The 26357-nt window shown below is 37.4% G+C and carries 24 protein-coding genes; 21 read left to right on the top strand and 3 right to left on the bottom strand.

Features of this window, described 5'->3' with window-relative positions; genetic code table 11:
* The first annotated feature begins 493 nt into the window (after window positions 1-493).
* The 10 genes from LQE94_RS03015 (at window position 494) to LQE94_RS02970 (ending at window position 12162) form a co-directional block, all read left to right on the top strand.
* Window positions 494-1675, top strand: coding sequence for a PucR family transcriptional regulator (locus LQE94_RS03015; protein ID WP_240576954.1), 1182 nt, complete (start codon window positions 494-496; stop codon window positions 1673-1675).
* 70 nt (window positions 1676-1745) lie between these two features.
* The gene (locus tag LQE94_RS03010) at window positions 1746-2303 is read left to right on the top strand and encodes a TetR/AcrR family transcriptional regulator (RefSeq protein ID WP_240576953.1); all 558 of its coding nucleotides are present in this window, start codon (window positions 1746-1748) and stop codon (window positions 2301-2303) included.
* 261 nt (window positions 2304-2564) lie between these two features.
* Window positions 2565-3230, top strand: coding sequence for a hypothetical protein (locus LQE94_RS03005; protein ID WP_240576952.1), 666 nt, complete (start codon window positions 2565-2567; stop codon window positions 3228-3230).
* A 239-nt stretch (window positions 3231-3469) separates the two neighbouring features.
* On the top strand, window positions 3470-4405 hold the full coding sequence (locus tag LQE94_RS03000) for a hypothetical protein (protein ID WP_240576951.1): 936 nt from the start codon (window positions 3470-3472) through the stop codon (window positions 4403-4405).
* 244 nt (window positions 4406-4649) lie between these two features.
* Window positions 4650-5609 (top strand): hypothetical protein, encoded by a 960-nt coding sequence (locus LQE94_RS02995; protein WP_240576950.1) that lies wholly within the window; start codon window positions 4650-4652, stop codon window positions 5607-5609.
* A gap of 171 nt (window positions 5610-5780) precedes the next feature.
* Window positions 5781-6518, top strand: coding sequence for a peptidylprolyl isomerase (locus LQE94_RS02990; protein WP_022075653.1), 738 nt, complete (start codon window positions 5781-5783; stop codon window positions 6516-6518).
* A 108-nt stretch (window positions 6519-6626) separates the two neighbouring features.
* The gene (locus LQE94_RS16185; RefSeq protein WP_276312686.1) at window positions 6627-8789 is read left to right on the top strand and encodes a hypothetical protein; all 2163 of its coding nucleotides are present in this window, start codon (window positions 6627-6629) and stop codon (window positions 8787-8789) included.
* 45 nt (window positions 8790-8834) lie between these two features.
* The gene (locus tag LQE94_RS02980; protein ID WP_240576949.1) at window positions 8835-9989 is read left to right on the top strand and encodes an ABC transporter substrate-binding protein; all 1155 of its coding nucleotides are present in this window, start codon (window positions 8835-8837) and stop codon (window positions 9987-9989) included.
* A 37-nt stretch (window positions 9990-10026) separates the two neighbouring features.
* Window positions 10027-11067: a FecCD family ABC transporter permease gene (locus tag LQE94_RS02975; protein ID WP_240576948.1), complete on the top strand. Its 1041-nt coding sequence runs from the start codon at window positions 10027-10029 to the stop codon at window positions 11065-11067.
* A gap of 3 nt (window positions 11068-11070) precedes the next feature.
* Entirely contained in the window at window positions 11071-12162 is a 1092-nt protein-coding gene (locus LQE94_RS02970) for an ABC transporter ATP-binding protein (protein WP_240576947.1), read from the top strand.
* 61 nt (window positions 12163-12223) lie between these two features.
* Here the strand turns inward: LQE94_RS02970 and LQE94_RS02965 are convergent, their stop codons facing one another.
* Window positions 12224-13570, bottom strand: coding sequence for an MATE family efflux transporter (locus LQE94_RS02965; RefSeq protein WP_243238190.1), 1347 nt, complete (start codon window positions 13568-13570; stop codon window positions 12224-12226).
* Window positions 13571-13830: 260 nt separating this feature from the next.
* Here LQE94_RS02965 and LQE94_RS02960 point away from each other — a divergent pair, with 260 nt between their 5' ends.
* From LQE94_RS02960 to LQE94_RS02925, 8 genes are all read left to right on the top strand, one after another.
* Window positions 13831-14625: a 7beta-hydroxysteroid dehydrogenase gene (locus tag LQE94_RS02960; RefSeq protein WP_117989760.1), complete on the top strand. Its 795-nt coding sequence runs from the start codon at window positions 13831-13833 to the stop codon at window positions 14623-14625.
* A 202-nt stretch (window positions 14626-14827) separates the two neighbouring features.
* Complete coding sequence (locus LQE94_RS02955; protein WP_117989761.1) at window positions 14828-15238, top strand: C-GCAxxG-C-C family protein; 411 nt, start codon at window positions 14828-14830, stop codon at window positions 15236-15238.
* A 104-nt stretch (window positions 15239-15342) separates the two neighbouring features.
* Window positions 15343-15942 (top strand): bifunctional phosphoserine phosphatase/homoserine phosphotransferase ThrH, encoded by a 600-nt coding sequence (thrH, locus tag LQE94_RS02950; RefSeq protein ID WP_117989762.1) that lies wholly within the window; start codon window positions 15343-15345, stop codon window positions 15940-15942.
* 115 nt (window positions 15943-16057) lie between these two features.
* The gene (locus LQE94_RS02945) at window positions 16058-17194 is read left to right on the top strand and encodes a YibE/F family protein (RefSeq protein ID WP_240576946.1); all 1137 of its coding nucleotides are present in this window, start codon (window positions 16058-16060) and stop codon (window positions 17192-17194) included.
* Window positions 17188-17928: a YibE/F family protein gene (locus tag LQE94_RS02940; RefSeq protein ID WP_117989764.1), complete on the top strand. Its 741-nt coding sequence runs from the start codon at window positions 17188-17190 to the stop codon at window positions 17926-17928. The genes LQE94_RS02945 and LQE94_RS02940 overlap by 7 nt, the downstream gene beginning before the upstream one ends.
* 181 nt (window positions 17929-18109) lie before the next feature.
* Window positions 18110-19132: an asparaginase gene (locus LQE94_RS02935; RefSeq protein ID WP_240576945.1), complete on the top strand. Its 1023-nt coding sequence runs from the start codon at window positions 18110-18112 to the stop codon at window positions 19130-19132.
* 12 nt (window positions 19133-19144) lie between these two features.
* Window positions 19145-20140, top strand: coding sequence for a Gfo/Idh/MocA family protein (locus LQE94_RS02930; RefSeq protein WP_022075663.1), 996 nt, complete (start codon window positions 19145-19147; stop codon window positions 20138-20140).
* A gap of 50 nt (window positions 20141-20190) precedes the next feature.
* Window positions 20191-21465 (top strand): O-acetylhomoserine aminocarboxypropyltransferase/cysteine synthase family protein, encoded by a 1275-nt coding sequence (locus tag LQE94_RS02925; protein ID WP_117989766.1) that lies wholly within the window; start codon window positions 20191-20193, stop codon window positions 21463-21465.
* Between the two features lie 130 nt (window positions 21466-21595).
* Here LQE94_RS02925 and aroB read toward each other — a convergent pair whose 3' ends face one another.
* Together aroB and aroF are read right to left on the bottom strand one after the other, a co-directional pair.
* Window positions 21596-22651 carry a 3-dehydroquinate synthase gene (aroB, locus tag LQE94_RS02920; RefSeq protein WP_240576944.1) on the bottom strand — a complete coding sequence of 352 codons (1056 nt, stop codon included), beginning with the start codon at window positions 22649-22651 and terminating at the stop codon, window positions 21596-21598.
* A gap of 18 nt (window positions 22652-22669) precedes the next feature.
* A complete protein-coding gene (aroF, locus tag LQE94_RS02915; protein ID WP_117989768.1) occupies window positions 22670-23683 on the bottom strand; it encodes a 3-deoxy-7-phosphoheptulonate synthase in 1014 nt (337 codons plus the stop codon).
* Between the two features lie 256 nt (window positions 23684-23939).
* Between aroF and LQE94_RS02910 the strand changes: the two genes are divergently transcribed.
* From LQE94_RS02910 to LQE94_RS02900, 3 genes are read left to right on the top strand one after another with little or no spacing between them, the layout of a single operon-like run.
* A complete protein-coding gene (locus tag LQE94_RS02910; protein WP_022075667.1) occupies window positions 23940-24299 on the top strand; it encodes a CidA/LrgA family protein in 360 nt (119 codons plus the stop codon).
* The gene (locus LQE94_RS02905) at window positions 24299-24979 is read left to right on the top strand and encodes an LrgB family protein (RefSeq protein WP_240576943.1); all 681 of its coding nucleotides are present in this window, start codon (window positions 24299-24301) and stop codon (window positions 24977-24979) included. Before LQE94_RS02910 ends, LQE94_RS02905 begins: the two co-directional genes overlap by 1 nt.
* A gap of 30 nt (window positions 24980-25009) precedes the next feature.
* Window positions 25010-26305 (top strand): chloride channel protein, encoded by a 1296-nt coding sequence (locus tag LQE94_RS02900; RefSeq protein WP_240576942.1) that lies wholly within the window; start codon window positions 25010-25012, stop codon window positions 26303-26305.
* Window positions 26306-26357: the final 52 nt, after the last annotated feature.

Below are 26357 nucleotides of genomic sequence, written 5' to 3'. Positions count from 1 at the left end.
TACGTATTTTTTGAACTGTTTTGATATAATTATTCTATACCTTTCCAAGAGTCAGCGTCAAGGCAGGAAATCATTTCAAAAAAGTTTGTTTATTAATGTTAGCAATAAAAATGACTGCCTAGAAATTCCAAGCAGCCATTTTAAGAAAGAAAGTGTAAACTATTTACAAAATAGATGTTTGACTAATGAAAGAAGACCGAAATGCTCAGATTTCATATAATCATTTACAAAATTGTCACAATACATATAACGTTCTGTTCGCATCCATTCTGGAAGAGAAAGTGAATCTAAAGAATTTGTATAAGTTACGAATCTCATAACAGTGCCCCCTTTTAATTTATTTCCGTTTCTTTTAGTTACTTATATTGTAGCACAAAAACAAAGAAAAACTATGGGAAATAATTCTAAAAGTAATGGGTAAAATATGTGTTGTCAGCACAAGAAATGTGCTATATTAAGATTAGAAAAAGAGAACTATAAAGGGAGAGGGCGTATGAGTTTTACAATTGAAGATATGATGCTGACAGCGGAAAATAGGTATGCAATGAAGTTTCTGGCTGGGCAAAATGGCTGGGCTAATTCTATTAGCTGGGTGCATCTTTTGGAAGATACAACGATTATACAGAATTTCTGGGGAAAGGAGCTTGCAGTAACAACAGGGCTGGGATTTCCAGACAAAGAAGATTGGATGCAATTGGCGATACAGTTAAACAGACATCATGCATCAGGGCTGATCATTAATGTAGGGCAGTATATTCATGAGGTACCGGAAGAATTGAAAATGTATTGTGATGAAAATGATCTTCCACTCTTAACGGTGCCATGGGAAGTACATTTGTCAGATATGATAAAAGATTTCAGTATTCATGTGTTTTTACAAGATAGTACAGATGAACAGATTGCTTCGGCATTGATTGCAGCCATTGAATCTCCGGATAACCAGGAGGCATATCGAAAAGAGTTATTACAGTATTTTGACGTGGATGGAAGTTTTCAAGTGCTTTTACTTACTTGTGAAGGACTAGATGCTATGGATACAGTGGAGCGAAGAAAATTATCCTATAGAATACAAATGTATCTGGAAGATATTACACATAATGCCAGTTTCTTTTATTACAACTCAGATTTTGTGCTGGTTGCCAATGCAATTACAGAAGAGTTTTTATGTCAGCTTGCAGAAGGGGCATTAAAAAGAGGGAAAAAACGAATGCCAGGGTTGGAATTATGCGTAGGAATCGGAAGTAAATGCATGGACATTTCACAGCTTTCAGTAAGTTATCAGAGAGCGAAGGCAGCAACTTACATGGCAATGAGACATAAAAAGCAACTGGTAAAATTTGATGAGTGCGGGTTATATCGTCTTCTTTATATGGTAAAAGACGAGGGTATTTTAAATGAAATCGAAACGGAATGTTTGAAAGAGTTAGAAGAATATGATTATAAACATAATGCAGGGTATGTGGAAACTTTGCAGTCATATCTGAAACATAACGGAAGTATACAGGCGGTGGCGGCAGAGTTGTATACGCATCGGAATACAGTATTGTATCGTATAGGAAATATCAAGAAAATTTTAAACAATGAGCTTAAAACACCGGATGAGAGATTGCCGTACCAGATTGCATTTTATATCAGAAATATGCAGGAAGAAAAGACTCTTGACAAAGCAACATGAACAGTGTATATTTTCAATGTGAACAGTGTTCAATATAAAATAAGCAAATAAGACATGAGGGGGTGGAATAGTGAATCATCTTGCTACTTCAAAAGAAGATATATTAACTGCCAGCAGAGACCTAATCAGGGAAAATGGATGGGCTGCGGTAAGTATACGTGCAGTTGCGGCCAGATGCTCTGTTTCAGCAGGCACGATCTATAACTATTATAACTCAAAGGCTGATCTGCTTGGAGACACAATAGAGAGCGTTTGGTATGAAATCTTCTTTCATCCAAAAGATGAACAGGTATTCCATGATGTCGAAACATGTATCTCATGGATTTATGAACGATTAGAATATGGAGATGCTCAATTTCCAGGGTTCTTCTCATTACATTCATTAGGATTTATGAGAAATGAAAAGTCAGATGGAAAGAAAAAAATGATGCAGACTTGGGAACATATTCTTCACGGATTATGTGAAGTATTAAAGAATGATCCGAAGATTCGTCCAGATGTATTTGATCAACAATTTACAGAAGATAAGTTTGCAGATATATTATTCTCTTTAATCTTGATGTCAATGCTCCGTCAAGATTATGATCCATCCGATGTATTGATGCTTATTAAAAAGACACTATATTAGATGTGAGATGACTCCCACCTCTGTAGGTGGCGAGTAACAAATCAGTATCATTGGTGTGAGTCAATCCCCCATCTGATATAGCCTCCGGCAGGATTGCAGAGATGCGCAGAAGAAGTATGTCATGCATTGCATGACGCGCATCTCGCAGCAAGAATGCAATAGCGTTAAAAAATTCTCCCACAATTAGTGTGGGAAAATTTTTAAATCAAAATGAACACTGTTCATATAGCTGAATATTTTGAACAAGAAAGGATGTTTGTTATGCAGGCAATTGTAGAAACTATATTTGACGCAGTATATTTGATTTCGGTAATAACAATCGGAATTCTGATGATTCGCAGAAGTAAGGGAAACCGCCAATTTACGATGTTTGGAATTATGGCTGTCCTTTTAGGCAGTGGAGATGCATTCCATTTGGTTCCACGTGCATTCGCACTTTGTACAACAGGTCTTGAAAATTTCACTGTACCGCTTGGATTAGGTAAATGGATCACATCCGTTACAATGACAATATTTTATGTTGTACTTTATCATATTTGGCGTGAACGCTATCACATTAAAGGGCAGAAATTAACGACAGCAGCAATCTATGGTCTTGCAGGATTAAGAATTGTTCTGTGTATGATGCCACAGAATGACTGGCTTAGTGCAAATGCTCCGCTTTCATGGGGAATCTATCGTAACGTTCCATTTGCACTTATGGGATTAATTATCATTGTTTTATTCTATAAGAGTGCAAAAGAGAGTAATGACCAGTCTTTTAGTTGGATGTGGCTGACCATCGTTCTGAGCTTTGCTTTCTATATCCCAGTTGTGCTGTGGGCTGATGTCATTACGATGATTGGTATGCTGATGATTCCGAAAACATGTGCATATGTATGGACTGTACTGATTGGTTACAAAGCAATGAAAAAAGAAGTCGCTTAATATAGTAGAAAAGCTGCGAACTAAGAAATTAGTGAGCAGCTTTTTTTTAAGTTGTTTTTTATGAATAGCATATGTTATACTAACACAAAGCATATTTCTTATGAATCTAAGGTGACAATTCACCATCTATTTTCTAATTTCATTTCAGAAGTCTATGCTTTAGATACCAATAGTTATGTAAAGCAGGAGGCGGCTGAAAAAAGTAGATGACCTCCTGTAAAAAAGGAGGAAAAGTGAATATGTCAAAACGAAAGAATGCACAGAGAAGCAGAAAGTATTCTGTACGGAATCGGACGGTAAAAGCAACAAAAAAGTACAAAGATACCATTTTCCGTATGTTGTTCGAAAACAAGGAAAATCTGTTGTCGCTTTACAACGCAATGAACCACAAGAATTATACCGATGCAGATGCATTACAGGTAGTGACATTGGAGAATTCGATTTATATGGGAATGAAAAATGACTTGGCATTTATTCTGGATATGAATTTATATCTATATGAGCACCAGTCCACATATAACCCGAACATGCCGTTAAGAGACTTGTTTTATATCTCCAATGAATACCAGAAACTGGTTGTTCAGAAGTCTTTGTATTCATCAGTGCTACAGAAGATTCCGGCACCAAAATTTGTTGTGTTCTATAATGGAACGAAAGAGATTGAAGATGTCAGCGAATTCAGACTTTCATCAGCATATGAATGTCAGACAGATGACCCAGATTTGGAATTGCGAGTAACCGTGCTGAATGTTAATGAAGGTCATAATCAGGAACTGATGGAACACTGTCAAACCTTGAAGGAATATGCTCAGTATGTAGCGAAAGTCCGTAAATATACTTCTTTAGGAGAGTTGTCATTGGAAGAAGCAGTAGAATGTGCAGTTGAAGAATGTATAAAAGAAGGAATATTAGCGGAATTTCTAATCCAAAATCGAGCTGAGGTGATTAGCATGAGTATATTCGAATATAACAAGGATGAAGAAGAGAAAAAACTGAGGAAGGCTGAATTTGAGGCTGGACGGGAGGCTGGAATCGAGGAAGGTCGAATTGAACTGCTAAAACAATTAATCCAAAGAAAACTTTCTAAGGGAAAATCAATAGATGAGATAGCAGAAGAATTAGAAGAATCTGTTACCGTTATACAGAATCTTATAGGTGAGTGTAAAATAAAATAGTTTGAATGTTAGAAGAAGCTGCAAACTAAGAAATTAGTGAGCAGCTTCTTTTTAAGTTGTTTTTTATAAAAAGCATATGTTATACTAATACAAAGCATATTTCTTATGAATCTAAGGTGACAATTCACCATCTATTTTCTAATTTCATTTCAGAAGTCTATGCTTTAGATACCAATAGTTATGTAAAGCAGGAGGCGGCTGAAAAAGAGTAGATAACCTCCTGCAAAAAGGAGGAAAAGTGAATATGTCAAAACGAAAGAATGCACAGAGAAGCAGAAAGTATTCTGTACGGAACCGGACGGTAAAAGCAACAAAGAAGTACAAAGATACCATTTTCCGCATGCTGTTTGAAAACAAGGAAAATCTGTTGTCGCTTTACAACGCAATGAACCATAAGAATTATACCGATGCAGATGCATTACAGGTAGTAACATTGGAAAATTCGATTTATATGGGAATGAAAAATGACTTGGCATTTATTCTGGATATGAATTTATATCTTTATGAACACCAGTCCACATATAATCCAAACATGCCGTTAAGAGATCTGTTTTATATCTCCAATGAATACCAGAAACTGGTTGTTCAGAAGTCTTTGTATTCATCAGTGCTACAGAAGATTCCAGCACCCAAATTTGTTGTGTTCTATAATGGGACGAGAGAGATTGAAGATGTCAGTGAATTCAGACTTTCATCAGCGTATGAATGCCAGACAGATGACCCAGATCTGGAATTGCGAGTAACTGTGCTGAATGTTAATGAAGGTCATAATCAGGAACTGATGGAACATTGCCAAACATTGAAGGAATATGCTCAGTATGTAGCGAAAGTCCGTAAATATACTTCTTTAGGCGAGCTGTCATTGGAAGAAGCGGTAGAATGTGCCGTTGAAGAATGTATAAAAGAAGGAATATTAGCGGAATTTCTAATCCAAAATCGAGCTGAGGTGATTAGCATGAGTATATTCGAATATAACAAGGATGAAGAAGAGAAAAAACTAAGGAAGGCTGAATTTGAGGCTGGTCGGGAGGCTGGAATCGAGGAGGGGCGAATGGCTGGAATCGAGGAAGGTCGAATGGAACTGCTAAAACAATTAATCCAAAGAAAACTTTCCAAAGGAAAATCAATAGATGAGATAGCAGAAGAATTAGAAGAATCCGTTACAGTTATACAGAATCTTATAGGTGAGTGTGAAATAAAATAGTTTGAATGTTAGAAGAAGCTGCAAACTAAGAAATTAGTGAGCAGCTTTTTCTTTATATGAGCGCAGTTTTCATTTGAGATTGAAAGTTAATCTGTTTTCTTTTATAATAAGAGAGATAGTCACAATGGAGATAGATTGTGAACGAGCAGAGAAAAGGAGAAAGAATACAAAATGGAAAAGAATGTATTAGCAGTTATTGCAGGACGTGAGATTACAGAAGAGGAGTTGAACGCATTTATCCAGAGACTGCCTAGAGAACAGCAGATGTATGCGACAAACCCACAGTTTAGAGAGCACTGCAAAGAGCAGTTAATCGCGATGAATGTACTTGCACAGTGTGGAGTTGACGAAAAACTAGAGGAGACAGAAGAATTCCAGAAGATCATAGAAGATGCAAAAAGAGACATTTTAGCACAGCTTGTATTAAAGAATACATTAGATGCAGTAACAGTTTCAGATGAAGAAGCAAAAGAATTCTTTGAGAATAATAAGCAGCGTTATGCAAAACCTGCTACAGTAAGTGCAAAACATATTTTGACAGATTCAGAAGAAAAATGTAATGACATTTTAGAAAAAATTACAAGTGGTGAGAAAGAGTTCGAGGAAGCTGCAAAAGAATTTTCAACATGTCCATCAGGAGCACAGGGAGGAGACCTTGGAGAGTTTGGCAGAGGACATATGGTGAAAGAGTTTGAAGAAGCAGCATTTGCAGCAGAGGTTGGACATGTTGTAGGACCGGTTCAGACTCAGTTCGGATATCATTTGATCAAGGTTGAACAGAAGAATGATGCCAAGGAAGCAGATTTTGAAGAAGTCAAAGAACAGATTAAAGCAGAAGCTTTGAAACAGAAACAGGATAAAGCTTATTCAGATAAAGTAAATGAATTAAAAGCAAAATATATTCAGTAAGAATGCAGAGGCATTCTTGAAAAATAAGTATGTTTAAATTCTACTTATTCCCGTAAGATTATGAGAGTATAATCAAAAATCAAGATAGTTAGTTAGATTGGAGAAAATATGAAGAAACGAAGTGCGATATTATTGGCTTTATTATTGAGTGTATCTATGATAAGCCCGGCATTAACCTATATGCAGGTCTATGCTGAAGACAGTGTGAATAATGTGATTGTAGAAAGCGAGGAGCCGATAAACATTTCGGGTACGGGTGAAGTAGAAACACAGCCGGAACAAAGTGGTGACAATGTGAACAGCGGGACTGACACAACAGATAGAGAGGATGCCGGACAAATCGAGGAAGATAAAGAAGCAGGTGAGAATGAAGGTAAAGGTGAGGATGAGAGCACAGCTAAGAGCGATGAACTGACAGGGGCAGAAGAAACGGTTTCAAAACCAGAAGAAACTCCAACACCAGAACCTGCACCTTCTCCAAATCCGGAGCCTGTACCAGAACCGGAACCAACACCTGAGCCAAATCCAGAGCCAACACCAGAACCAAATCCAGAACCGGGAGAAGATACAAAAGTTCTCGAAGATGGAACATATAAAGTACAGGTGACATCAAGCAGTGCTATGTTTAAAGTGACAGATTGTGTATTAACAGTAAAAGAGGGATTAATTCGTGCACAATTAACTTTGAGCGGAAAAGGATATGGATATCTGTATTCAGGTACTGCAAAGCAGGCAGCAGAGGCAAAAACATCACAATGGGCACCATATGTAGTAAATGATAACGGCGGATACATGTATACAATCCAGATAGGCGGACTGGATACAGAAATTCCGGTTGCAGCTTATTCTATAAAGAATAAAAAATGGTATGATAGAACATTGGTATTCCAGTCAGACTCTTTACAGAAACTGGAAGATGGCGGAAATGGTGACGGCGGAATTTTGCCAAATCCACCGCAGCCTTCACAGCCGACAACTCCGATAACACCGACGGAGCCAACAACACCAACTGTTCCTACCGTGCCGTCAATCCCGGAAGCGTCAACACCTGAAACCGGAAGTAATGGAAATACAGGAAATACAGACACAAATACGGACTCAAAATACGATTCTAATACAAGTGGTTCTACCTCAAAAGTAGAAAGTACAACAGCCTTGGCAGATGGAACATATACTCCGGATGGCTTTAAGTGGTCAGGCGGAACCGGAAAAGTGCAGATTACATGTAATGAGATTACAATTCAAAACGGACAGGCATTTGCAACATTGGTATTTAGCAGTGACCATTATCAATATGTAAAAGCAAACGGAAATACATATTATACGACAAAGGGTTCAGGAACTGCGACAGCGGTAATTCCGGTGGCATTAAATCAGAATAACCGCATTATAGCAATGACGGATAAGATGTCAGTGGCACATGAGATTGAGTATCACATTTATGTATATCTGGCAGCCGCTAACGGAAGTAATGCAAATGAAAGTAAAGCAATAGGAAGTGGCAATAATGATAGTAAGACACTCGATGAAGAAGCTCCGGAAATCATGGGGCTGGAATATCAGTCAGAAACAAAAGTAGAACATGCAGAATGTTTCAAGATTTATCATTATGAAAAAGGAATCGTTCTCTTAGAAGTAGATATGACAAAAAATACTGCCAGAGAGCCTGAAAAAGAAGAAGATAAAAAAACATCTGAAGATGCAACAGCAAAGCTTTATCAGGCAAATATTGTAAAGTATTTACTTGTTCCGGAAAATGTAAACATCCCGGTCGGACTTGACCAGGACATGATACTTATAAATATCCCGGCAGACAGAGCTTATGTAGCATCAGAAGAAATTTTGAAAACGATGGAGCAATTAGATTTGCTGGATTTGGTAGCTGCAGTTGGTTCTAAGAAAAAAGACTGTACAATTTCTGAAATCGCAGACAGAATGAGTAAAGGAAAAGATGGTAAATCAGCAGAGGTTGTATATGGAGGAAGCTATGATGCTCCAAAATATAAAACCTTAGTAAAACAAAAAGTAGACCTTGCAATCTTCCCGGCATCAATCCTTCCTCAAAAAGAGAGCGATACAAACAAAGATACGCTTACAGTAAAAGAACAGACAGAACGTTTTAACGAATATACAGAAAAATTTGCAATGCTTGGAATTCCATTTATCGTAGACTGTTCAGCAAATGAAAAGACTGAGCTCGCGAAAAAAGAATGGATAAAAGTATACAAAGTGTTATTCGGATGCGAAGAAGCCATTGGGGACGGGGAATAGTGGCTCTTCTGATACGGGAAGTGTACAAAACGACAGGTGAATGATATGAAAAGAAAATGGTATCAATATATTGCAGTTCTGCTTATATGCATATTTGCTTTAACCGGATGTGGTTCGTCGCAGGAGAAGGCGAAAGAGAATCAAGACTTAGCCCCTGAGATTGCCGGGCTTACCTATGAAAAAACAATGGATCTGACCTATGCAGAAGAATTCGATGTATACTATTACAAAGACGGATACAAGCTGATCAATATTCAGGAAAGTGGAAAATATTTAATCGTGCCGGAGGGGAAAGAAGCTCCGGAAGGATTGGATGAAGACATTAAAATAATCCAGCAGCCATTACAGCATGTCTATATGGCAGCCAGTGCCTCTATGTCCTTGATCGCCTCTATAGATGCGATAGATTGCGTGAAGTTTTCCGGGTTGGACGAATCAGATTGGTATGTCGATGCTGCCAGACAGGCCATGCAGGATGGAACCATGATATATGCCGGGAAATACAGTGAGCCGGATTATGAAAATTTGGTAGACGGAGATTGTGATCTGGCAATTGAGTCGACGATGATACTGCACACACCAAAAGTACAGGAAATGATAGAAGATCTGGATATTCCGGTGCTGATAGACTATGCAAGTTATGAATCCCATCCGCTTGGAAGAACAGAGTGGGTAAAACTGTATGGAGCTTTGTTTAATAAAGAAACAGAAGCAGAAAACTTCTTCTCTGAGCAGGCAAAAATCATTGAAGATTTAGAGGGTTTTGAAAATACAGAAAAAACGGTGGCGTATTTTTATATCAATACAGACGGAACCGTAGTTGTCCGAAAATCAGATGATTATATACCAGCTATGATTGAGATAGCGGGAGGGCGATATGCATTTTCTGATTTAAAGAATCCGGATAATAATGCCCCATCAGTAAAACTGACAATGGAAGAATTTTATGCGACAGCAGTAGATGCAGATTATCTGATCTACAATGGAACAATTGTGGGACAAGTAAGCAGTATTAAAGAATTAGAAGCAAAAAATAATTTGTTTTCAGAATTTAAAGCTGTGAAAAACGGAAATGTCTGGTATACAGGAAAAAATCTCTATCAGTCAACGGATACAGTCGGTGAATTGATCCGAGATATTCATTTAATGCTGACAGAAGAAAATCCACAAGACATGACATTTTTACAGAAAATGGAATAAATAAGGTAATGGTGAGATAAAAGATTGGTGAGAAAATATGGAAAAACATAGTTTTCAAATGGAAAATTTAAAAAGACGTTCCAGATATACAATGGTGTTTATCACAATGGCAATTCTATTTTTTATAATTGTAGTGTTAAATATCAATACAGGAAACGTACATATTTCGGTGGCAAAAATCTTGAAAATTTTATTTTTAAGAGACGGAGAAGCTGTAGAATATAATATTATATGGAAAATCCGATTGCCGAGAATATTGATGGCAGCATTGCTCGGAGGAGCATTGTCATTGTCGGGATTTTTGCTGCAGACATTTTTCTCAAATCCAATTGCAGGGCCTTTTGTGTTAGGAATATCCTCCGGTGCAAAGATGGCAGTGGCCATGACTATGATTGTTTTTTTGAAATATATAGGCACATTTTCTTCCTATACGCTTGTAATGGCTGCATTTATCGGGGCATTGATTTCGACAGGATTTATTTTGCTGATGTCAAAAAAAATACATCATATGGCTTCATTACTTGTCGGAGGAATTATGATAGGATATATCTGTTCCGCAATCACAGATTTTGTAGTCACTTTTGCGGATGATTCGGATATCGTAAATCTGCACGGCTGGTCACAAGGAAGCTTTTCGGGAACCAGCTGGAGTAATATTCAGGTGGCTGCAGTGATTGTGGGAATTACGGTAATCTTCACATTTTTTCTGTCAAAGCCAATTGGTGCATACCAGTTGGGAGAAGGATATGCACAGAGTATGGGAGTAAACATTAAACTCTTTCGTGTGGCATTGATTTTATTGTCGAGTATCCTGTCAGCATGTGTGACAGCATTTGCCGGACCAATTTCATTTGTAGGAATTGCGGTTCCATTTCTCACACGAAAAGCATTTGGGACAGCAAGGCCACTTATTATTATTCCCGGAACATTTTTTGCGGGAGCGGTATTTTGCATGTTGTGTGATTTGATTGCGAGAATGGTACTGGCACCGACAGAGTTAAATATCAGCACAGTAACGTCTATATTAGGAGCTCCGATTGTAATTTATATGATGCTGAAGCGTGAGAAGGGAAGATAAGAGATGACAAATCATTATATCCGGCTGGATAATCTGGCGGTAGGCTATCAAGGAAAAGCGTTGATCCATGATATTAACATAGGGATTAACAAAGGTGAAATTGTAACATTGATTGGGCCAAATGGTTCGGGAAAGTCCACGATTTTAAAGAGCATTACAAGACAATTAAAGTGGATTGCAGGAAATGTGTTTTATGATGATACGTCTCTTTTACAATTATCTTACAAGGAAATGGCTTCGAAGATGGCGGTGGTTTTGACAGAACGAATCAAAACGGAGTATATGACTTGTCACGATGTAGTAGCAATGGGACGTTATCCATATACCGGGCGGTTAGGAATTTTAACAGCTAAGGATGAGAAAATCGTCGAAGAAGCGATGGAGACGGTGCACGCATTAGAGTTAGGAAATTGTAATTTTAATGAAATCAGTGACGGACAAAGACAACGTATTTTGCTTGCAAGAGCAATTTGTCAGGAACCGGAAGTGATGATTTTAGACGAGCCAACTTCCTTTTTGGATGTGAAACATAAGCTTGAGCTACTCTCGATTTTGGAGCGTATGGTGAGAGAAAAGCATATTACGGTTATTATGTCTTTACATGAAATTGAGCTGGCACAGAAGGTTTCGGATAAAGTGATGTGTGTGAAGGGTGAGACGATTACTCATTATGGACAACCAGAGGATATTTTTACAGAGCCGATTATCCGAGAATTATATGAGATAGAAAATGGATATTTTGATCCGTTATTTGGAAGCATGGAATTACCGAAGATAGAAGGAAAGCCAAAGACCTTTGTTATATCTTCTGGAGGAAATGGAATACCAATCTACCGGAAACTTCGAAAGGAGCAGATACCTTTTATAGCAGGAATTTTATATCAAAATGATGTGGATTACCAGGTGGCAAAGGTATTGGCGACACAAGTAATCGAAGAAACTCCATTTGAAGAAATAAGCAATCGGGCGTATGAGGAGGCAATTAAGGCAGTACAAATGTGCGATACAGTGATCGATGCAGGAGTACAGATTGGCAGTGCGAACCGAAAGTTATTAGATATCATTGAAGAAGCTAAAAGACTGGGGAAAATGTGAAGCCCGGTCTTTTTCTAAGTACAGCAACTCAATATAAAGAAAACCTGCTTGAGTAAAGTACTCAGGCAGGTTTTTCTTTTGTAATCCAGAAGAATGTAAAAACAAAAATAATACCTTTTGCAATTGATGTAAGCGAGACCGCCCACCAGATTCCGTCAAGACCGAGTGTGCTCTGTCCAAGGACAATCGCAAGAGGAATACGTGCACTTGTAAATAAAATAGAAATAACACTGCAAAGGTGTGTTTTTCCAAGTCCGGATAATGCACCGATTGTAGTAAGCTCGACACACATAAAAGCTTCACTGAAGCCTACAATAACAAGGTATCCGACTGCGGTAGCAATGGCTTTTGGTTCATGGAAGAAAAGAGAGGCAATTGTGTTTGGAGCGAAAACAAACAACATTGTAATTAATAAGCCCCAGATACCAACCGTAAATAATGAGGCACGATACCCTTTCTTTACTCTGTCCATCTTACCGGCACCATAGTTTTGCCCGATAAATGCATTCAAAGCAGAAGCAAATCCATCAGCGGTATTCCATGAAACAGATTCAATCTGTCCGCCAACTCTTTGCGTAGCAATGGCTTCCGCCCCAAAGGCAGATACCATGCGGGTCAGTATCATAGAAATTGCACAGTAAGCCATTCCTTGAAGTGCAGTTGGAATTCCGATTTTACATATACCTGCAACATGTTCAAAATGCATTTTCGCAATTAACCGAGTCTTTTTCAATACGTTGTCTTTCTTTTGCTTTATAACGCCTAAAATCATAACGCTCATAACAACAAACTGAGCGGTAACTGTTGCGATAGCTGCACCTGCCACACCAAATTTAGGAAATGGTCCCGGTCCGAGAATTAGAACAGGATCCAAGATCATATTCAGTACAAGTCCAACCAAGTTGGCTAAAAAAGGTGTTTTTGAGTCACCTTGTGCAGTATAAATGCCTGTCATGGTTAATGTTAAAAATGAAAAAACAATAAGTCCACAGGCAATTTTAGTATAAGAGATAGCAGCAGTCCATGCTTCCGGATCGGTCAAATGGAAGAATCCTACCAACTGATTCGTAAACAATAAAGAAACAGCAGCATATAATAACCCCATAAAAGTAGATAATTGTATTGCTGTCTGTGCATAAGCATGTGCTTTTTTCCGGTCCCCTCGACCGATACACTGTGCCACCTGTACCTGCCCACCCATTCTAGCCATAGAGGCTAATCCCTGTGAGAGCCAGGTGAACATACCACCGACACCGACACCGGCAACAGCTTTAGAGCCGAGCAATCCGATCCATGCCATGTCAGTAAGATTGTATAATGTCCCCAAAAAAGAAGATGCCATAATAGGAATGGCAAGCTTAGTTAATGTTTTTAAAATAGGACCTTTTGTTAAGTTCCCTTGTTCCAAAATTTCACTTCCTTATCATAAATATTTTCATAGCGATGAATATCTATAGAATTATATCACCTCATCTATGTTTTGTCTAACAGTCTTCGCATGCACTTACAGATCACTGTAAAATTACCGCGGATAAAATCATAAATCCAACAATTGATACCATCGTGTATACAGAAATCAAAGATAATAGACTTTCTCCATTGTTAAAATTCTCTAGACATGTTATAGTATATCTCAGTGTGAATCGTAAAGAAATGGAGGAAAAAACGGTGAATTTAAGAGAAAAATACGGTGAATGGGGAATTATTCTGGGAGCAACTGAAGGAGTGGGAAAAGCCTTTGCAGAAAAAATTGCTTCTGAGGGAATGAGTGTTGTTCTTGTAGGAAGAAGAGAAGAGATGCTGCAGGAACTTGGAAAAAATATCAGTGAAACATATGGCGTAGATCATATGGTTATCCGTGCGGATTTTGCACAGTCTGACTGTACAGATAAGATTTTTGAAGCAACAAAAGATCTTGATATGGGATTCATGAGTTATGTTGCCTGTTTCCATACATTTGGGAAATTACAGGATACTCCATGGGAGAAGCATGAGCAGATGATTAATGTTAACGTTATGACTTTCTTAAAATGCTTCTATCACTATATGGGAATCTTTGCAAAACAGGATCGTGGTGCTGTGATCAATGTATCTTCTTTAACAGCAATCAGCAGTTCACCATATAATGCACAGTATGGTGCAGGTAAATCCTATATTAAAAAGTTGACAGAAGCTGTAGCAGCAGAATGTGAGAGTACAAATGTTGATGTGGAGGTTATTACTTTAGGCACAACAATAACACCAAGTCTGTTAAGCAACCTTCCGGGCGGACCGGCAGGAGAAGCTGTTATGAAGACTGCTATGACACCGGAGGCTTGCGTTGAAGAAGCATTTGACAATCTCGGAAAATCTCTTTCTGTTATTGCAGGCGAACATAATAAAGCAAATGTTCATAATTGGCAGGCAAATAAAACAGATGATGAATATATCCGTTATATGGGATCATTTTATTCTAATAACTAATAAGATTTAAAGTGTTGGGCATTTATCAGATTAGCTGTTTTTCCTATTTGGAAAAGCAGCTAGTTTGCGCTTTTACTTTCTATTTTTATTTAAGACGATAAGAGCTGCTATTACAAGAATTAAAAAATTATAAGTAAATGATATGTTAAGAAGTAAGAAACATAATAACAAAAAGATAAGAAGAGAAGAGGAGAAAAGAAAGATGAGTACAAAAGTAGAACATGCATTGGAATTGCATAACAGAGGATGTAATTGTGCACAGGCGGTAGCTTGTTCTTTTTGTAAAGAATTTGGTATTGATGAAGATGAAATGTTTCGTATAGCAGAAGGCTTTGGCCTTGGTATGGGATGCATGGAGATGTGCGGTGCACTTTCAGGAATGGCAATGATCATAGGGCTTGATAATAGCAAGGGAAGTACAAAAGAAGGGTCTAAAACGAAGGGGACTACATATAAAAAGATAAGAGAACAGGTAGAACGGTTCGTTGGGAAAAATGGATCATGCATCTGTCGTGAACTGAAGGGTGTTGATACTGGAAAGGTATTGTGCAGTTGTTCTCAGTGTATTGAAGATGCAGTGAAATTGACGGAGAAGTACCTGGCTGAAAGATAAAAATATTTGTTTTTATCATCACATATACATAATCATAGATGACATAACCAAAAAGGTGTGGTATACTTTATCCTATTAAACTGATAAATTATGGAGGAAGAAAGATGAATATTGTATGTTTAGATCTCGAAGGAGTGCTTGTACCGGAAATCTGGATTGCTTTCGCAGAAGAAAGTGGTATTCCGGAGCTCAAAAGAACTACAAGAGATGAACCTGATTATGATAAGCTCATGAACTGGAGAATTCAGATATTAAAAGAACATGGACTTGGATTAAAAGAAATACAGGAGACGATTGCAAAGATTGATCCAATGCCGGGGGCAAAAGAGTTCCTGGATGAGCTTCGTTCTATCACACAGGTTATTATTATAAGTGATACATTTACACAGTTTGCAAGTCCACTTATGGAAAAACTGGGATGGCCGACTATTTTCTGTAATTCACTTGAAGTTGCAGAAACTGGAGAAATCACAGGATTTAAAATGAGATGTGAAAAGTCAAAGCTTACAACAGTGAAAGCACTGCAGTCTATCGGGTATGATACGATAGCAAGTGGAGACAGCCACAACGATTTGGGTATGATTCAGGCAAGTAAGGCTGGCTTTCTTTTTAGAAGTACAGATGCTATTAAGAAAGAGTATCCGGAACTTCCGGCATACGAGGAATATAGTGAGTTGCTTGCGGCAATTAAAGAGGCGTTGTAAAAATCCATATTTGACAATTGAAAAGTAATGAAACGACTACAATCTTCGAAATATGAATAGATGTAGTCGTTTTTTGTGGAATATGCAAGGAATGCAGAAACAAAGTAGGATAAAAATGAGACAGTTTGGAAAAAAGATAATAAAACATATAAAGAAAAGTAAAAAATTAAAACAACAAGTTATATTGATTATTGTGTATCTGACAGCTATTCTTTTTACAATGTGCGATGCATGGCTATATCACATCCCAATTGCAAAATTAACTGAAGTAGAAACAATGGAATCGGGTGAAACAAAAAGTACGCGTGGAACTATGGAAACAGAATATAAACAAAGTATTCGCGGAATTGTTCTTAATGGAAAAAGTAAGGGGAAAATGATAGGGGCATCAAATGAGTATACTTACACTGGGATGTTAAGTCAGAAATATCATAAAGGGGATAAAGTATTTTTAAATGGCACAAAAGATGATATCAAATTAGGAATAAGAGGTTTGAAGCGTGATACAGAATTAGTGAGTTTAATAGGATTTTTATTTATTTTACTTGTAATAGTTACAGGAAGGCAAGGAGTATTGACAATTATTACAGTATTGATGAATATCGTGATATTTATAATTGGATTTATATGTGCGGAAAATACTTCTAATGTGTTGGAAATTTGTAGCAGGATGATAGTATTTTTTGCAGTTGCAACGCTGATTGGTTTAAATGGAATCAATAAAAAAACAATAGCGTCAATAGTATCGACATTGATTGTCCTTGTAATAATCATGGGAGCATTTGATATTGTAATTACTTATGCACAAGAGGTAGACTATTCAACAATGGAATATCTTGGGAGTATAGATAATCCAGATGAAATTTTTCATGCAGAGATATTACTTTCTGGAATAGGTGCAATTATGGATGTGGCGGTTGCCATAGCTACAGCCTTGAGTGAAATCATTAGGAAGAAACCAGATGTGACATTTTTACAACTTTTTAAATCGGGAAGAGAAATAGGATATGACATCATGGGGACTATGATAAATGTATTGCTGTTTGTATTTGTATGTGGATTGATTCCAACATGTTTGATTCGAATGAATAATGAAATACGGTTTATGACAATTATTAAGTTGCATATTCCATGTGAATTATGTCGGTTTTTTGTTGAAAGTACAGGAATTGTTCTTGCCATTCCGGTTTCTATTTTAATTACTTCATTAATAATGAAAACGACGATAAAGAGGAGAAAAATAACATGCTGATGGCATTGGGCGTAATTTTATTGATTTCTATTGTAGTTGTCGGTGGAGACAGAGGAGTAGTATCTCTGATAGCATTGTGCGGAAATCTGTTTGTGATAAGTTTGGCAATTTGGCTTATGGCATCTGGAATGCCAGTTCTTTTTACTACGATAGGAGCAGGTTTTTTGATTTCATGTATTACGTTGTTTTATCAAAATGGTTCTAACGTGAAAACGTGGAGTGCATTTATAGCGGTATTACTTACAATGAGTATATTATTTTTTGCTGTATATTTTGTAATATGGAAAAGCGAAGCAGGTGGATTAAATGAAATACAGGCAGTAGGAGAAGACGTATTTTATTATAATATGAATTTAGATATTAATATGCAAAAAGTTGCAGTGTCTGTGATTATACTTAGTACATTGGGAACAGTCCTTGATATGGCATTGACAGTTACAACATCAATATATGAAGTGAAAATGCATAGAGCAGATTTAAAAATGGAAGAAGTAATGGAAAGTGGAATTCAAATAGGAAGAGAAGTGATTGGGACAACAGTGAATACATTGTTATTTGCATATTTAGGTGAGTCATTATTGCTTTTTGCATATTTAAAAATCCAGGATTATTCAATAGAGATTATATTAAATTCTAAAATTCTATTTCAGAATTGTGTTTCAATGATTTTTGGAGCTATTTCATGTGTGATTGTGATTCCGATAGCGGCATGGTTAATGGCAAAATTTGTGTGAGAATAAGCCGTTAGCTAACTATGACTGTAATATAAATAAAGAATCCATTTGTTGCTGGTCACAGGTACTGTGAACAGCAACATCCATTTCTATGATTTCTATGATTGCACAGAGTCATCCTTTCTATATGATATAAATTGTGGTATACTCATTTATACGAGAAACATGGAGAGGGAGCGATATGAAAAAGATATTGATGATAGGAACTGGGGGGACGATTGCTTCGAAACAAACAGAATACGGACTTGCGCCAGGGCTTTCGCCGGAGGATATTTTGACTTATATACCTGCAGTTGCAAAGATTTGTGAAGTAGAGTCTATTCAAGTTTGCAATTTAGATAGTACAAATGTAACACCGGATCATTGGAAATTATTGGTGAAAACAATAGAAGAAAATTATAATGAGTATGATGGATTTGTAATTTGTCACGGAACGGATACTTTGGCATATACAGCAGCGGCACTGTCTTATATGATTCAGAATTCCAGAAAACCGATTGTTGTTACAGGTGCACAGAAACCGATAGAAATGGATGTTACTGATGCAAAGACGAATTTGCTGGATAGTTTTATATATGCTTCGGATAATGATTCTCAGGATGTGAATATAGTATTTGACGGGAAAGTTATTGTGGGAACAAGAGCAAGAAAAGAGAGAGCAAAGAGCTATAATGCATTTACAAGCATAAATTTCCCATATCTTGCAGTAATCCAAGATGGTGTTTTGGTACGTTATATTACAGAAATGCCGTACACAGGTCCAGTCAGATTTTATTATGAAATGAAAAATAGTGTGTATGTGTTGAAATTGATTCCGGGAATGAAGGCAGATATTTTACCTTACTTGTTTGAAAATTATGACTGTCTTGTCATTGAGAGTTTTGGAGTGGGTGGAATTCCAGAGAGTTTATTAGAAGAATTTTACGAAGAAATGAATAAATGGAAAGACAAAGGCAAAATTGTTGTGATGACTACGCAGGTTGCAAATGAAGGAAGTAATATGACTGTATACGAAGTTGGCAAGCGTGTAAAACTGGACTTTAAATTACTGGAAGCGTATGATATGACGTTGGAAGCAACTATTACGAAGATGATGTGGTTAATGGCGTTGGGGGATCAGCGATATGAAGAAATGAAACGCGATTTCTATCGTTTGATCAATCATGACATTTTATTTACAAAGCGAGAATGGGAAGAGAAATAGGAAGAGTAGTATATGAAGATAAAAATTGGAATTGTAGGGACAAATAAAATTAGTCATAAATTTTGTGAGGCAGCTATACAAAATCCTCAAACGGAGTTATTTGCAGTATATTCAAGGGCACAACAGACAGGAGAGAGCTTTGCTCAAAAGTATAATATAAAGCACGTATTTACTGATTATACAGATTTTTTAGATTCAGGACTGGACGCGGTTTATATTGCATCACCAAATTATATTCATTGCGAACAGGCAATACAGGCAATGGAATCCGGAAAGCATGTATTATGCGAGAAGGTTATGGCAATTAATGAGCAGGAAGCAGAAGCAATGATTGCGTGTGCAAAGAAAAACCATGTAATTCTTTTAGAGGCAATGAGGTCAGATTTTGATCCTGCTTTTGAATTAGTGAAAGAGCAGCTTCCTAGAATTGGAACATTGAGGAGAGTGGAATTTGAATTTTGTCAGTATTCCAGCAGATACGATAATTTCCTTAATGGAATTGTGGAAAATGCTTTTGATCCGGAGTTATTGAATTCAGCGGCACGTGATATTGGAGTATATTGTATCCATGCAATTGTTCGTTTGTTTGGAGAACCGGAAAAGGTAGAGACGTATTCTACATTTCTTTCAAATGGATTTGAGGGTAGTGGAGTTGTTTTGATGAAATATCCGGATTTTCTGGCACAGGCAGTATATTCGAAAATTACAGCTTCGGTTAATCCGAGTGTGATTCAAGGAGAAAAGGGTTCTATTTTATTGAATCATATTGGCAGTCCGACAGAAATCGAGATAAGACTGCGCAAGGGAGACAGGGACGGACTAGAAGGTGGAACGTGTGAAAAACTACCATACAAGCCGGTAGAAAATAATATGATTTATGAGATTCAGAAATTTTATGAGCTTATAAAGGAAGAAAATGTAGAACACCCATATCTGGATATTTCCCTGAATACAATCCGAATTATAGATCAGATTCATAAATCTGATAAAATTGCTAGGAAAAGTTGATGAAATTTGCTAGAATTTATATATGACTTAAGAAAAGGAGACAAGTGATAATGAGAGATGAAACAAAATGTCTGCATGCAGGCTATACACCTAAAAATGGAGAACCACGAGTACTTCCAATTGTACAGAGTACTACATATGTATATGATTCAGCAGCAGAAGTAGCTGCAATTTTTGATGATCCGACAAAAGGGCTTTGCTATTCTAGATTTGGAAATCCAACAGTAATGGCAGTAGAAGAAAAGATTGCTGCATTAGAAGGTGGAGTAGGTGCGATGTGTACTACGTCCGGTCAGGCAGCAACATTGCTTTCTATTTTAAATATTTGTGAGGCAGGAGACAGCATTATCAGTGTTCCACAGATTTATGGAGGAACGATCAATCTGTTTTCATTTACATTAAAAAAACTTGGAATTGAGTGTATTTACGTAGATGCAGCCTCAAGTGATGAAGAGATTAAGGCAGCATTTAAGCCAAATACAAAACTTGTTTTTGGAGAGACACTTGCCAATCCGGCGTTAGTTGTATTTGATATTGAGCGTTTTGCTAATATTGCACATGAAATGAATGTACCGCTTATTGTTGATAATACATTTGCAACACCAATTTTATGTAAACCATTTGAATTTGGTGCAGATATCGTGATTCATTCGACAAGTAAATATATGGATGGACATGCAGTTCAGATTGGCGGTGTAATTGTTGACAGTGGTAAGTTTGATTGGACAAATGGAAACTTTCCAGGACTCACAGAGCCAGATGAATCTTATCACGGAATCTCTTATACAGAAAGTTATGGGAACATGGCATATATTATTAAAGCCAGAATGCAGTTGATGCGTGATTTTGGAGTGTATCCGGCAGCACATTCCGCATTTTTATTGAATATGGGATTAGAGACACTTCCTGTTCGTATGAAACAGTATTGTGAAAATGCAATGACGGTTGCAAAATATCTGGAAGCATCTCCGGCAGTAGAAAAAGTAAATTATCCAGGGTTAGAATCCGATGCATGTCATGCACTTGCTGAAAAATATTTGAAAGGATGCAGTGGGGTTATTTCCTTTATAATTAAGGGTGGTCGTCCTGCAGCAGCTAAATTTATGGATTCATTACATCTGGCATCCAATGAAGTACATGTTGCCGATATTCGTACGTGTGTGCTTCATCCTGCATCAGAGACACACCGTCAGCTGACAGATGAACAGCTTGTAGCAGCAGGAATTGATGGTGGAATGATCAGAATTTCAGTTGGTCTGGAAAATATTGATGATATTATTGAAGACTTAGAAGCAGCATTTACGGCAGTTATGAAGGAGTTTTAGGATACTTCGTCAGTTTATTTTTGAAATGAAAATATAAAAAAGAACGTTGTCGTGTATTTAGAAATACGGTATACGATAACGTTCTTTTATTTGTTTAAAGCGATTTTGAATGCAAAATATTAGATGAAAGTTACATGATACCGGCATCATCGAAAAATGTGACATCAGTAGGATATACATAACTGTCACCGATGGTATGTAACAGTACAACATTCAAATGATTATTTAAATTCTTTTTATCTAGTTTAATTGCACCGGTCAAATCGTCAATTGGAAGATTACATGAAAACGGAAGGCCGTATGTTTGAAGGAGCTGTTTGATTTCAGTGGCACAGCCATCTTTCGTTAATCCTTTTTCTTCGGCAATCTTACAAATCTGATACATACCGATTGCTACGGCTTCGCCATGGCTTTCGCGTTCATAATGATAATATTGTTCAATTGTGTGGGCGAGTGTATGGCCAAAATTTAATAGCATACGTTCTCCGGTGTCGAATTGGTCATGTTCGACAACAATACGTTTGATATCTACGCATCGTGCAATGATAGAAGCAAGTTCCGGTTTTAAATCCTCAAAGGAAGTATGCACTTTTAGAGTATTAAAAAGTGTTGCGTCTTTAATGCAGCCATATTTAATTACTTCACCCATCCCATCATTGATATATCGCGTAGGTAATGTGTTTAATACATCTGGATCAATAAGAACCATTTTTGGATGGAAAAATGCACCGACCAGATTTTTCCCTTGTGGAAGATCGACAGCAACTTTTCCACCGACTGAGGAATCAACCTGAGCCAGAAGAGAAGTTGGAATCTGAACCAGTTTTACGCCGCGCAGGAAACTGGAAGCTGCAAATCCTGTCAGGTCTCCAATTACGCCGCCACCAAGAGCGATGACAAGATCACTTCTGGAAATTTTCGCATCAAGCATAGCGGAATAAATCTTAGGTAAAGATTCAAAACTTTTTGTTGGTTCGCCATGTGGTAAGACAAGGGTATGGCATTCATAATTTTGCAGAGAATTCAATACTGTTTCTCCATATAGTGGAAATACATTATCATCGGAAATCAAGATGATTTTTTTTCCATGATAGAATTTTGAAATATATTCTCCGGCGTGTGGAAGAATACCATTTTCAATATAAATAGGATAACTGTTTTCTCCTAAGTTTACTGTTAATTCCATAGTTTGTTCTCCTTGAAACTAGATTCTTTTATCTACGACAGCAGCAATCTGACGAATCTGTTTCATTAATGCGTCAAATTTCTCCGGTTTTAATGATTGTGCACCGTCACAAAGAGCACTGTCAGGATCATTATGTACTTCAATCATCAATCCGTTCGCTCCGGCAGCGATAGCGGCTTTTGCCATAGGTTCTACAAGCCACCATTTTCCACCGGCGTGACTTGGGTCGACGATAACAGGAAGATGCGTTTTGCTGTTTAATACAGGAATGCTCTGAAGATCCAATGTGTTTCTTGTGAAGGACTCGAAAGTACGGATACCGCGTTCACAGAGGATTACATTTTCATTACCGGAAGCCATAATATATTCTGCTGACATAATCCATTCTTCATAAGTAGCGTTAAGACCACGTTTCAGAAGGATAGGACGGTCAACCTTCCCCAGTTGTTTTAATAAATCAAAATTCTGCATGTTTCTTGCACCAATCTGGATTAAGTCAACCTTTTCATTGAAGACATCCAGATAATCCGGTGACATTAATTCTGTTACAATAGGGAGACCTACTTCATCACGTACCGCACAGAGGATATCAAGACCCTCAAGGCCCAATCCCTGGAAAGAATAAGGGCTTGTTCTCGGTTTGAAAGCACCGCCACGGATCATATTTGCACCGGAAGCTTTAGCAGCTTTAGCAATTTCCAGTACCTGTTCATAAGATTCAACAGAACAAGGACCTGCAATTACTGCAAGATGTTCTCCACCGACTTTAACACCAGATACATCAATAATAGAATCATCCGGATGGAATGCACGGTTTGCAAGTTTGTAAGGCTCCTGGACATGCATGACTTTGTCGACTGCAGAATCAACTTCAAAGAGTCTTGGATCAACGGCAGTAGTATCTCCGATACAACCGATGATTGTCATCTCTTCACCTCGGACAATGTGTGCTTCCAGTCCTTTTTTCTTGATCAATTCTTCAACACGAAGAATATGGTCTTCAGAAGCGTGTGGTTTTAATACAATAATCATAATTTTTACCTCTCAATCATTATAAAAAATAATACTATTATTCATTAGCGAATCAAAAAACAGACATTTGCACACTGTGATGTTTTAATTCTTTAAAGTGTGAAAATCACTCTTATAATAGAACATATAAGAGAGAATGTCAATAAAATCAAATATACTATTATGAAAAATTATAACTTTACTGCGAAAAAAATCAATAGTAATTTGATTGACAATTTTTTATCTAAGGTGTAATGTAGCTTGGGGTGATTTAAAAATGAAAATTATTAAACAAATAGGAATCTTTTTTACTGTATGTTGGCTTAGTCAGGTAGTGGCAGCGTATTTACCTTTCTCATTTCCATCCAGTGTGATTGGAATGATTTTGTTATTTATCTGTCTGCTGGCAGGTGTTTTGAAAATCGAACATATTCAGGAAAAAGCAGATTTTTTAATGGAAAACATGGCATTCTTTTTTGTTCCGGCAGGAGTAAGTGTTATGAATTATTTTGACATTTTAAAAAGCACACTTGTTCCGTTCCTTATTATCTGTATTGTTTCTACGATTATTACGTTTGCAGCAACTGCATACAGCGTACAATTTGTGATGAAGCTGATGAACAGGAGGAAGAAATAATGCGTGAATTATGTAACTCAGAATATTTTGGTGTAGCATTAAGTGTGATTGCGTTTTGGATTGGTGTAAAAATTCAGAAAAAAACAAAGTCACCAATTTGCAATCCATTAATTATTGCGATTGTATTGATAGTAGGTGTGTTAGAAATATTCCATATTTCGTATGATGCATATGATGTGGGAGGAGCAATTATCAATATGTTCCTGGCACCGGCCACAGCATGCCTGGCAGTTGCGATTTATTCAAAACTTGATATCCTGAAAAAATACTGGCTTCCAATTCTGGTAGGATGTGTTGTTGGTTCCGCTGCATCTATGTTCAGTGTATATGGTATGTGTAAATTATTTGGTCTTGAGCAGAGTATTACAGTATCATTGGTACCAAAATCTGTGACAACTCCGATAGCAGTCAGCATTTCAGAAGGAAATGGCGGGGTTGTACCAATCACTGTAGTGGCCGTTATTTTTACTGGAATATTAGGAAGCATTCTTGCTCCGTATTTAATTAAGATTTTCCATGTAAATGATTCTATAGCGGCAGGACTTGCTATTGGTTCATGCAGTCATGCGGTTGGTACTTCAAAAGCAATTGAAATTGGCGAAGTTGAAGGTGCAATGAGTGGATTGGCTATCGGAATCTGTGGTATTGTCACAGTGCTTATATCCATGATATTATTGTAAATATAGAATAAGTTGAATGAGGTGTGAGCTGTGGAAAAAGAAAATGAAAAAACGCTATTTGATAAAGGGAAGATTTTAATTTATTACTATTATGAAAGAACCCGACGAGACGTAAATAATTTTTTGAAATGGCTTGCACTTGCAGTGTTAACCGGTCTGGTGGTTGGTGGGGCCAGCAGTGTCTTTGCAGCTTGTATAAAATATGCGACAGAATATAGGAACAGCCATTTATGGGTGTTCCTGCTTTTGCCTATAGCGGGATTGATTATTGTATTTTTATATGAAAAGATGGGAAGACAAGATGGAGGTACGAATCAGGTATTAGCAACGATCCGTTCCAGAGATAAGGTTCCGTTTCGTTCGGCACCATTAATTTTTGTGGCAACCTTGCTTACTCACTTAACAGGCGGTTCGGCAGGTCGAGAAGGAGCTTCCATTCAATTTGGAGGAAGTATCGGAAGCTGGCTTGGAAAGCTTGTACACCTGGATGAATTTGACCAGCATGTCATAATCATGTGTGGAATGAGTGCGGCGTTTGCGGCAGTATTCGGAACACCGATGGCAGCGGCAGTATTTGCAATGGAAGTAGTAAGTGTAGGAGTTATGTATTATGTAGCTTTACTTCCATGCGTGACGGCATCTATCATAGCAGCAGAGTTTGCAACAGGTATGGGAATTTTCCCGGAGACATTTCCAGTAGACAGAATTCCGGTGCTTACGATTGAGAGCGGCATTAAAATGGGAATTATTGCAACACTATGTGGAGTACTCAGTATTTTATTTTGTGTGTTATTAAAATGGACAGGACAAATTTATGGTAAATATTTAAAAAATCCATATATCCGTGTTGTTGTGGCGGGATGTCTTGTAATCGTAATCACAGTTTTATTACAGACGAAAGATTATATGGGAGCAGGAAATGAACTTATTGCACGAGCGATTGCAACAGGAGATGCACGTCCTCTTGATTTCTTATGGAAGATGATATTGACAGCCATTACGATGCGTGCCGGGTATCGAGGAGGAGAAATTGTACCGGCATTTGCGATTGGAGCGACGTTTGGCTGTGTGATGGGAAATATACTTGATGTGTCACCGGAGGTGGCTGCAGCAGCTGGTATGGTGGCGTTATTCTGTGGAGTGACAAATTGCCCGATTACAGCAATGTTAATTTCGTTTGAATTGTTTGGATTTTCCGGTGCTGCATATTATTTGATCGCAATTTCTATCAGCTATGCAGTGTCAGGATATTACAGTTTGTATAAAGATCAGACGATTGTATATTCAAAATATAAAGCAAGATATATTAATCGAAAAACCAGATAGAAAACCATATAAAGAAGAACGATATATACATGACAAAATAGAAAAGATATGG

The organism is Mediterraneibacter sp. NSJ-151 (assembly GCF_022487435.1).
In the GTDB taxonomy this organism is placed as follows: Bacteria; Bacillota; Clostridia; order Lachnospirales; family Lachnospiraceae; genus Schaedlerella; species Schaedlerella hominis.
Note: the sequence above shows the minus strand (reverse complement) of the source record. Positions and strands in the feature narration are given on the sequence as shown.

Coding starts and splice junctions, on each gene's coding strand:
- LQE94_RS02940 (WP_117989764.1), top strand. CDS start 17,188: ATGCTGATGGCATTGGGCGTAATTTTATTGATTTCTATTGTAGTTGTC.
- LQE94_RS03005 (WP_240576952.1), top strand. CDS start 2,565: ATGCAGGCAATTGTAGAAACTATATTTGACGCAGTATATTTGATTTCG.
- aroB (WP_240576944.1), bottom strand. CDS start 22,651: ATGGAATTAACAGTAAACTTAGGAGAAAACAGTTATCCTATTTATATT.
- LQE94_RS02910 (WP_022075667.1), top strand. CDS start 23,940: ATGAAAATTATTAAACAAATAGGAATCTTTTTTACTGTATGTTGGCTT.
- LQE94_RS02975 (WP_240576948.1), top strand. CDS start 10,027: ATGGAAAAACATAGTTTTCAAATGGAAAATTTAAAAAGACGTTCCAGA.
- LQE94_RS02935 (WP_240576945.1), top strand. CDS start 18,110: ATGAAAAAGATATTGATGATAGGAACTGGGGGGACGATTGCTTCGAAA.
- LQE94_RS02930 (WP_022075663.1), top strand. CDS start 19,145: ATGAAGATAAAAATTGGAATTGTAGGGACAAATAAAATTAGTCATAAA.
- LQE94_RS02990 (WP_022075653.1), top strand. CDS start 5,781: ATGGAAAAGAATGTATTAGCAGTTATTGCAGGACGTGAGATTACAGAA.
- LQE94_RS02945 (WP_240576946.1), top strand. CDS start 16,058: ATGAGACAGTTTGGAAAAAAGATAATAAAACATATAAAGAAAAGTAAA.
- thrH (WP_117989762.1), top strand. CDS start 15,343: ATGAATATTGTATGTTTAGATCTCGAAGGAGTGCTTGTACCGGAAATC.
- LQE94_RS02980 (WP_240576949.1), top strand. CDS start 8,835: ATGAAAAGAAAATGGTATCAATATATTGCAGTTCTGCTTATATGCATA.
- LQE94_RS02995 (WP_240576950.1), top strand. CDS start 4,650: ATGTCAAAACGAAAGAATGCACAGAGAAGCAGAAAGTATTCTGTACGG.
- LQE94_RS03015 (WP_240576954.1), top strand. CDS start 494: ATGAGTTTTACAATTGAAGATATGATGCTGACAGCGGAAAATAGGTAT.
- LQE94_RS02925 (WP_117989766.1), top strand. CDS start 20,191: ATGAGAGATGAAACAAAATGTCTGCATGCAGGCTATACACCTAAAAAT.
- LQE94_RS02955 (WP_117989761.1), top strand. CDS start 14,828: ATGAGTACAAAAGTAGAACATGCATTGGAATTGCATAACAGAGGATGT.
- aroF (WP_117989768.1), bottom strand. CDS start 23,683: ATGATTATTGTATTAAAACCACACGCTTCTGAAGACCATATTCTTCGT.
- LQE94_RS02970 (WP_240576947.1), top strand. CDS start 11,071: ATGACAAATCATTATATCCGGCTGGATAATCTGGCGGTAGGCTATCAA.
- LQE94_RS03000 (WP_240576951.1), top strand. CDS start 3,470: ATGTCAAAACGAAAGAATGCACAGAGAAGCAGAAAGTATTCTGTACGG.
- LQE94_RS02905 (WP_240576943.1), top strand. CDS start 24,299: ATGCGTGAATTATGTAACTCAGAATATTTTGGTGTAGCATTAAGTGTG.
- LQE94_RS16185 (WP_276312686.1), top strand. CDS start 6,627: ATGAAGAAACGAAGTGCGATATTATTGGCTTTATTATTGAGTGTATCT.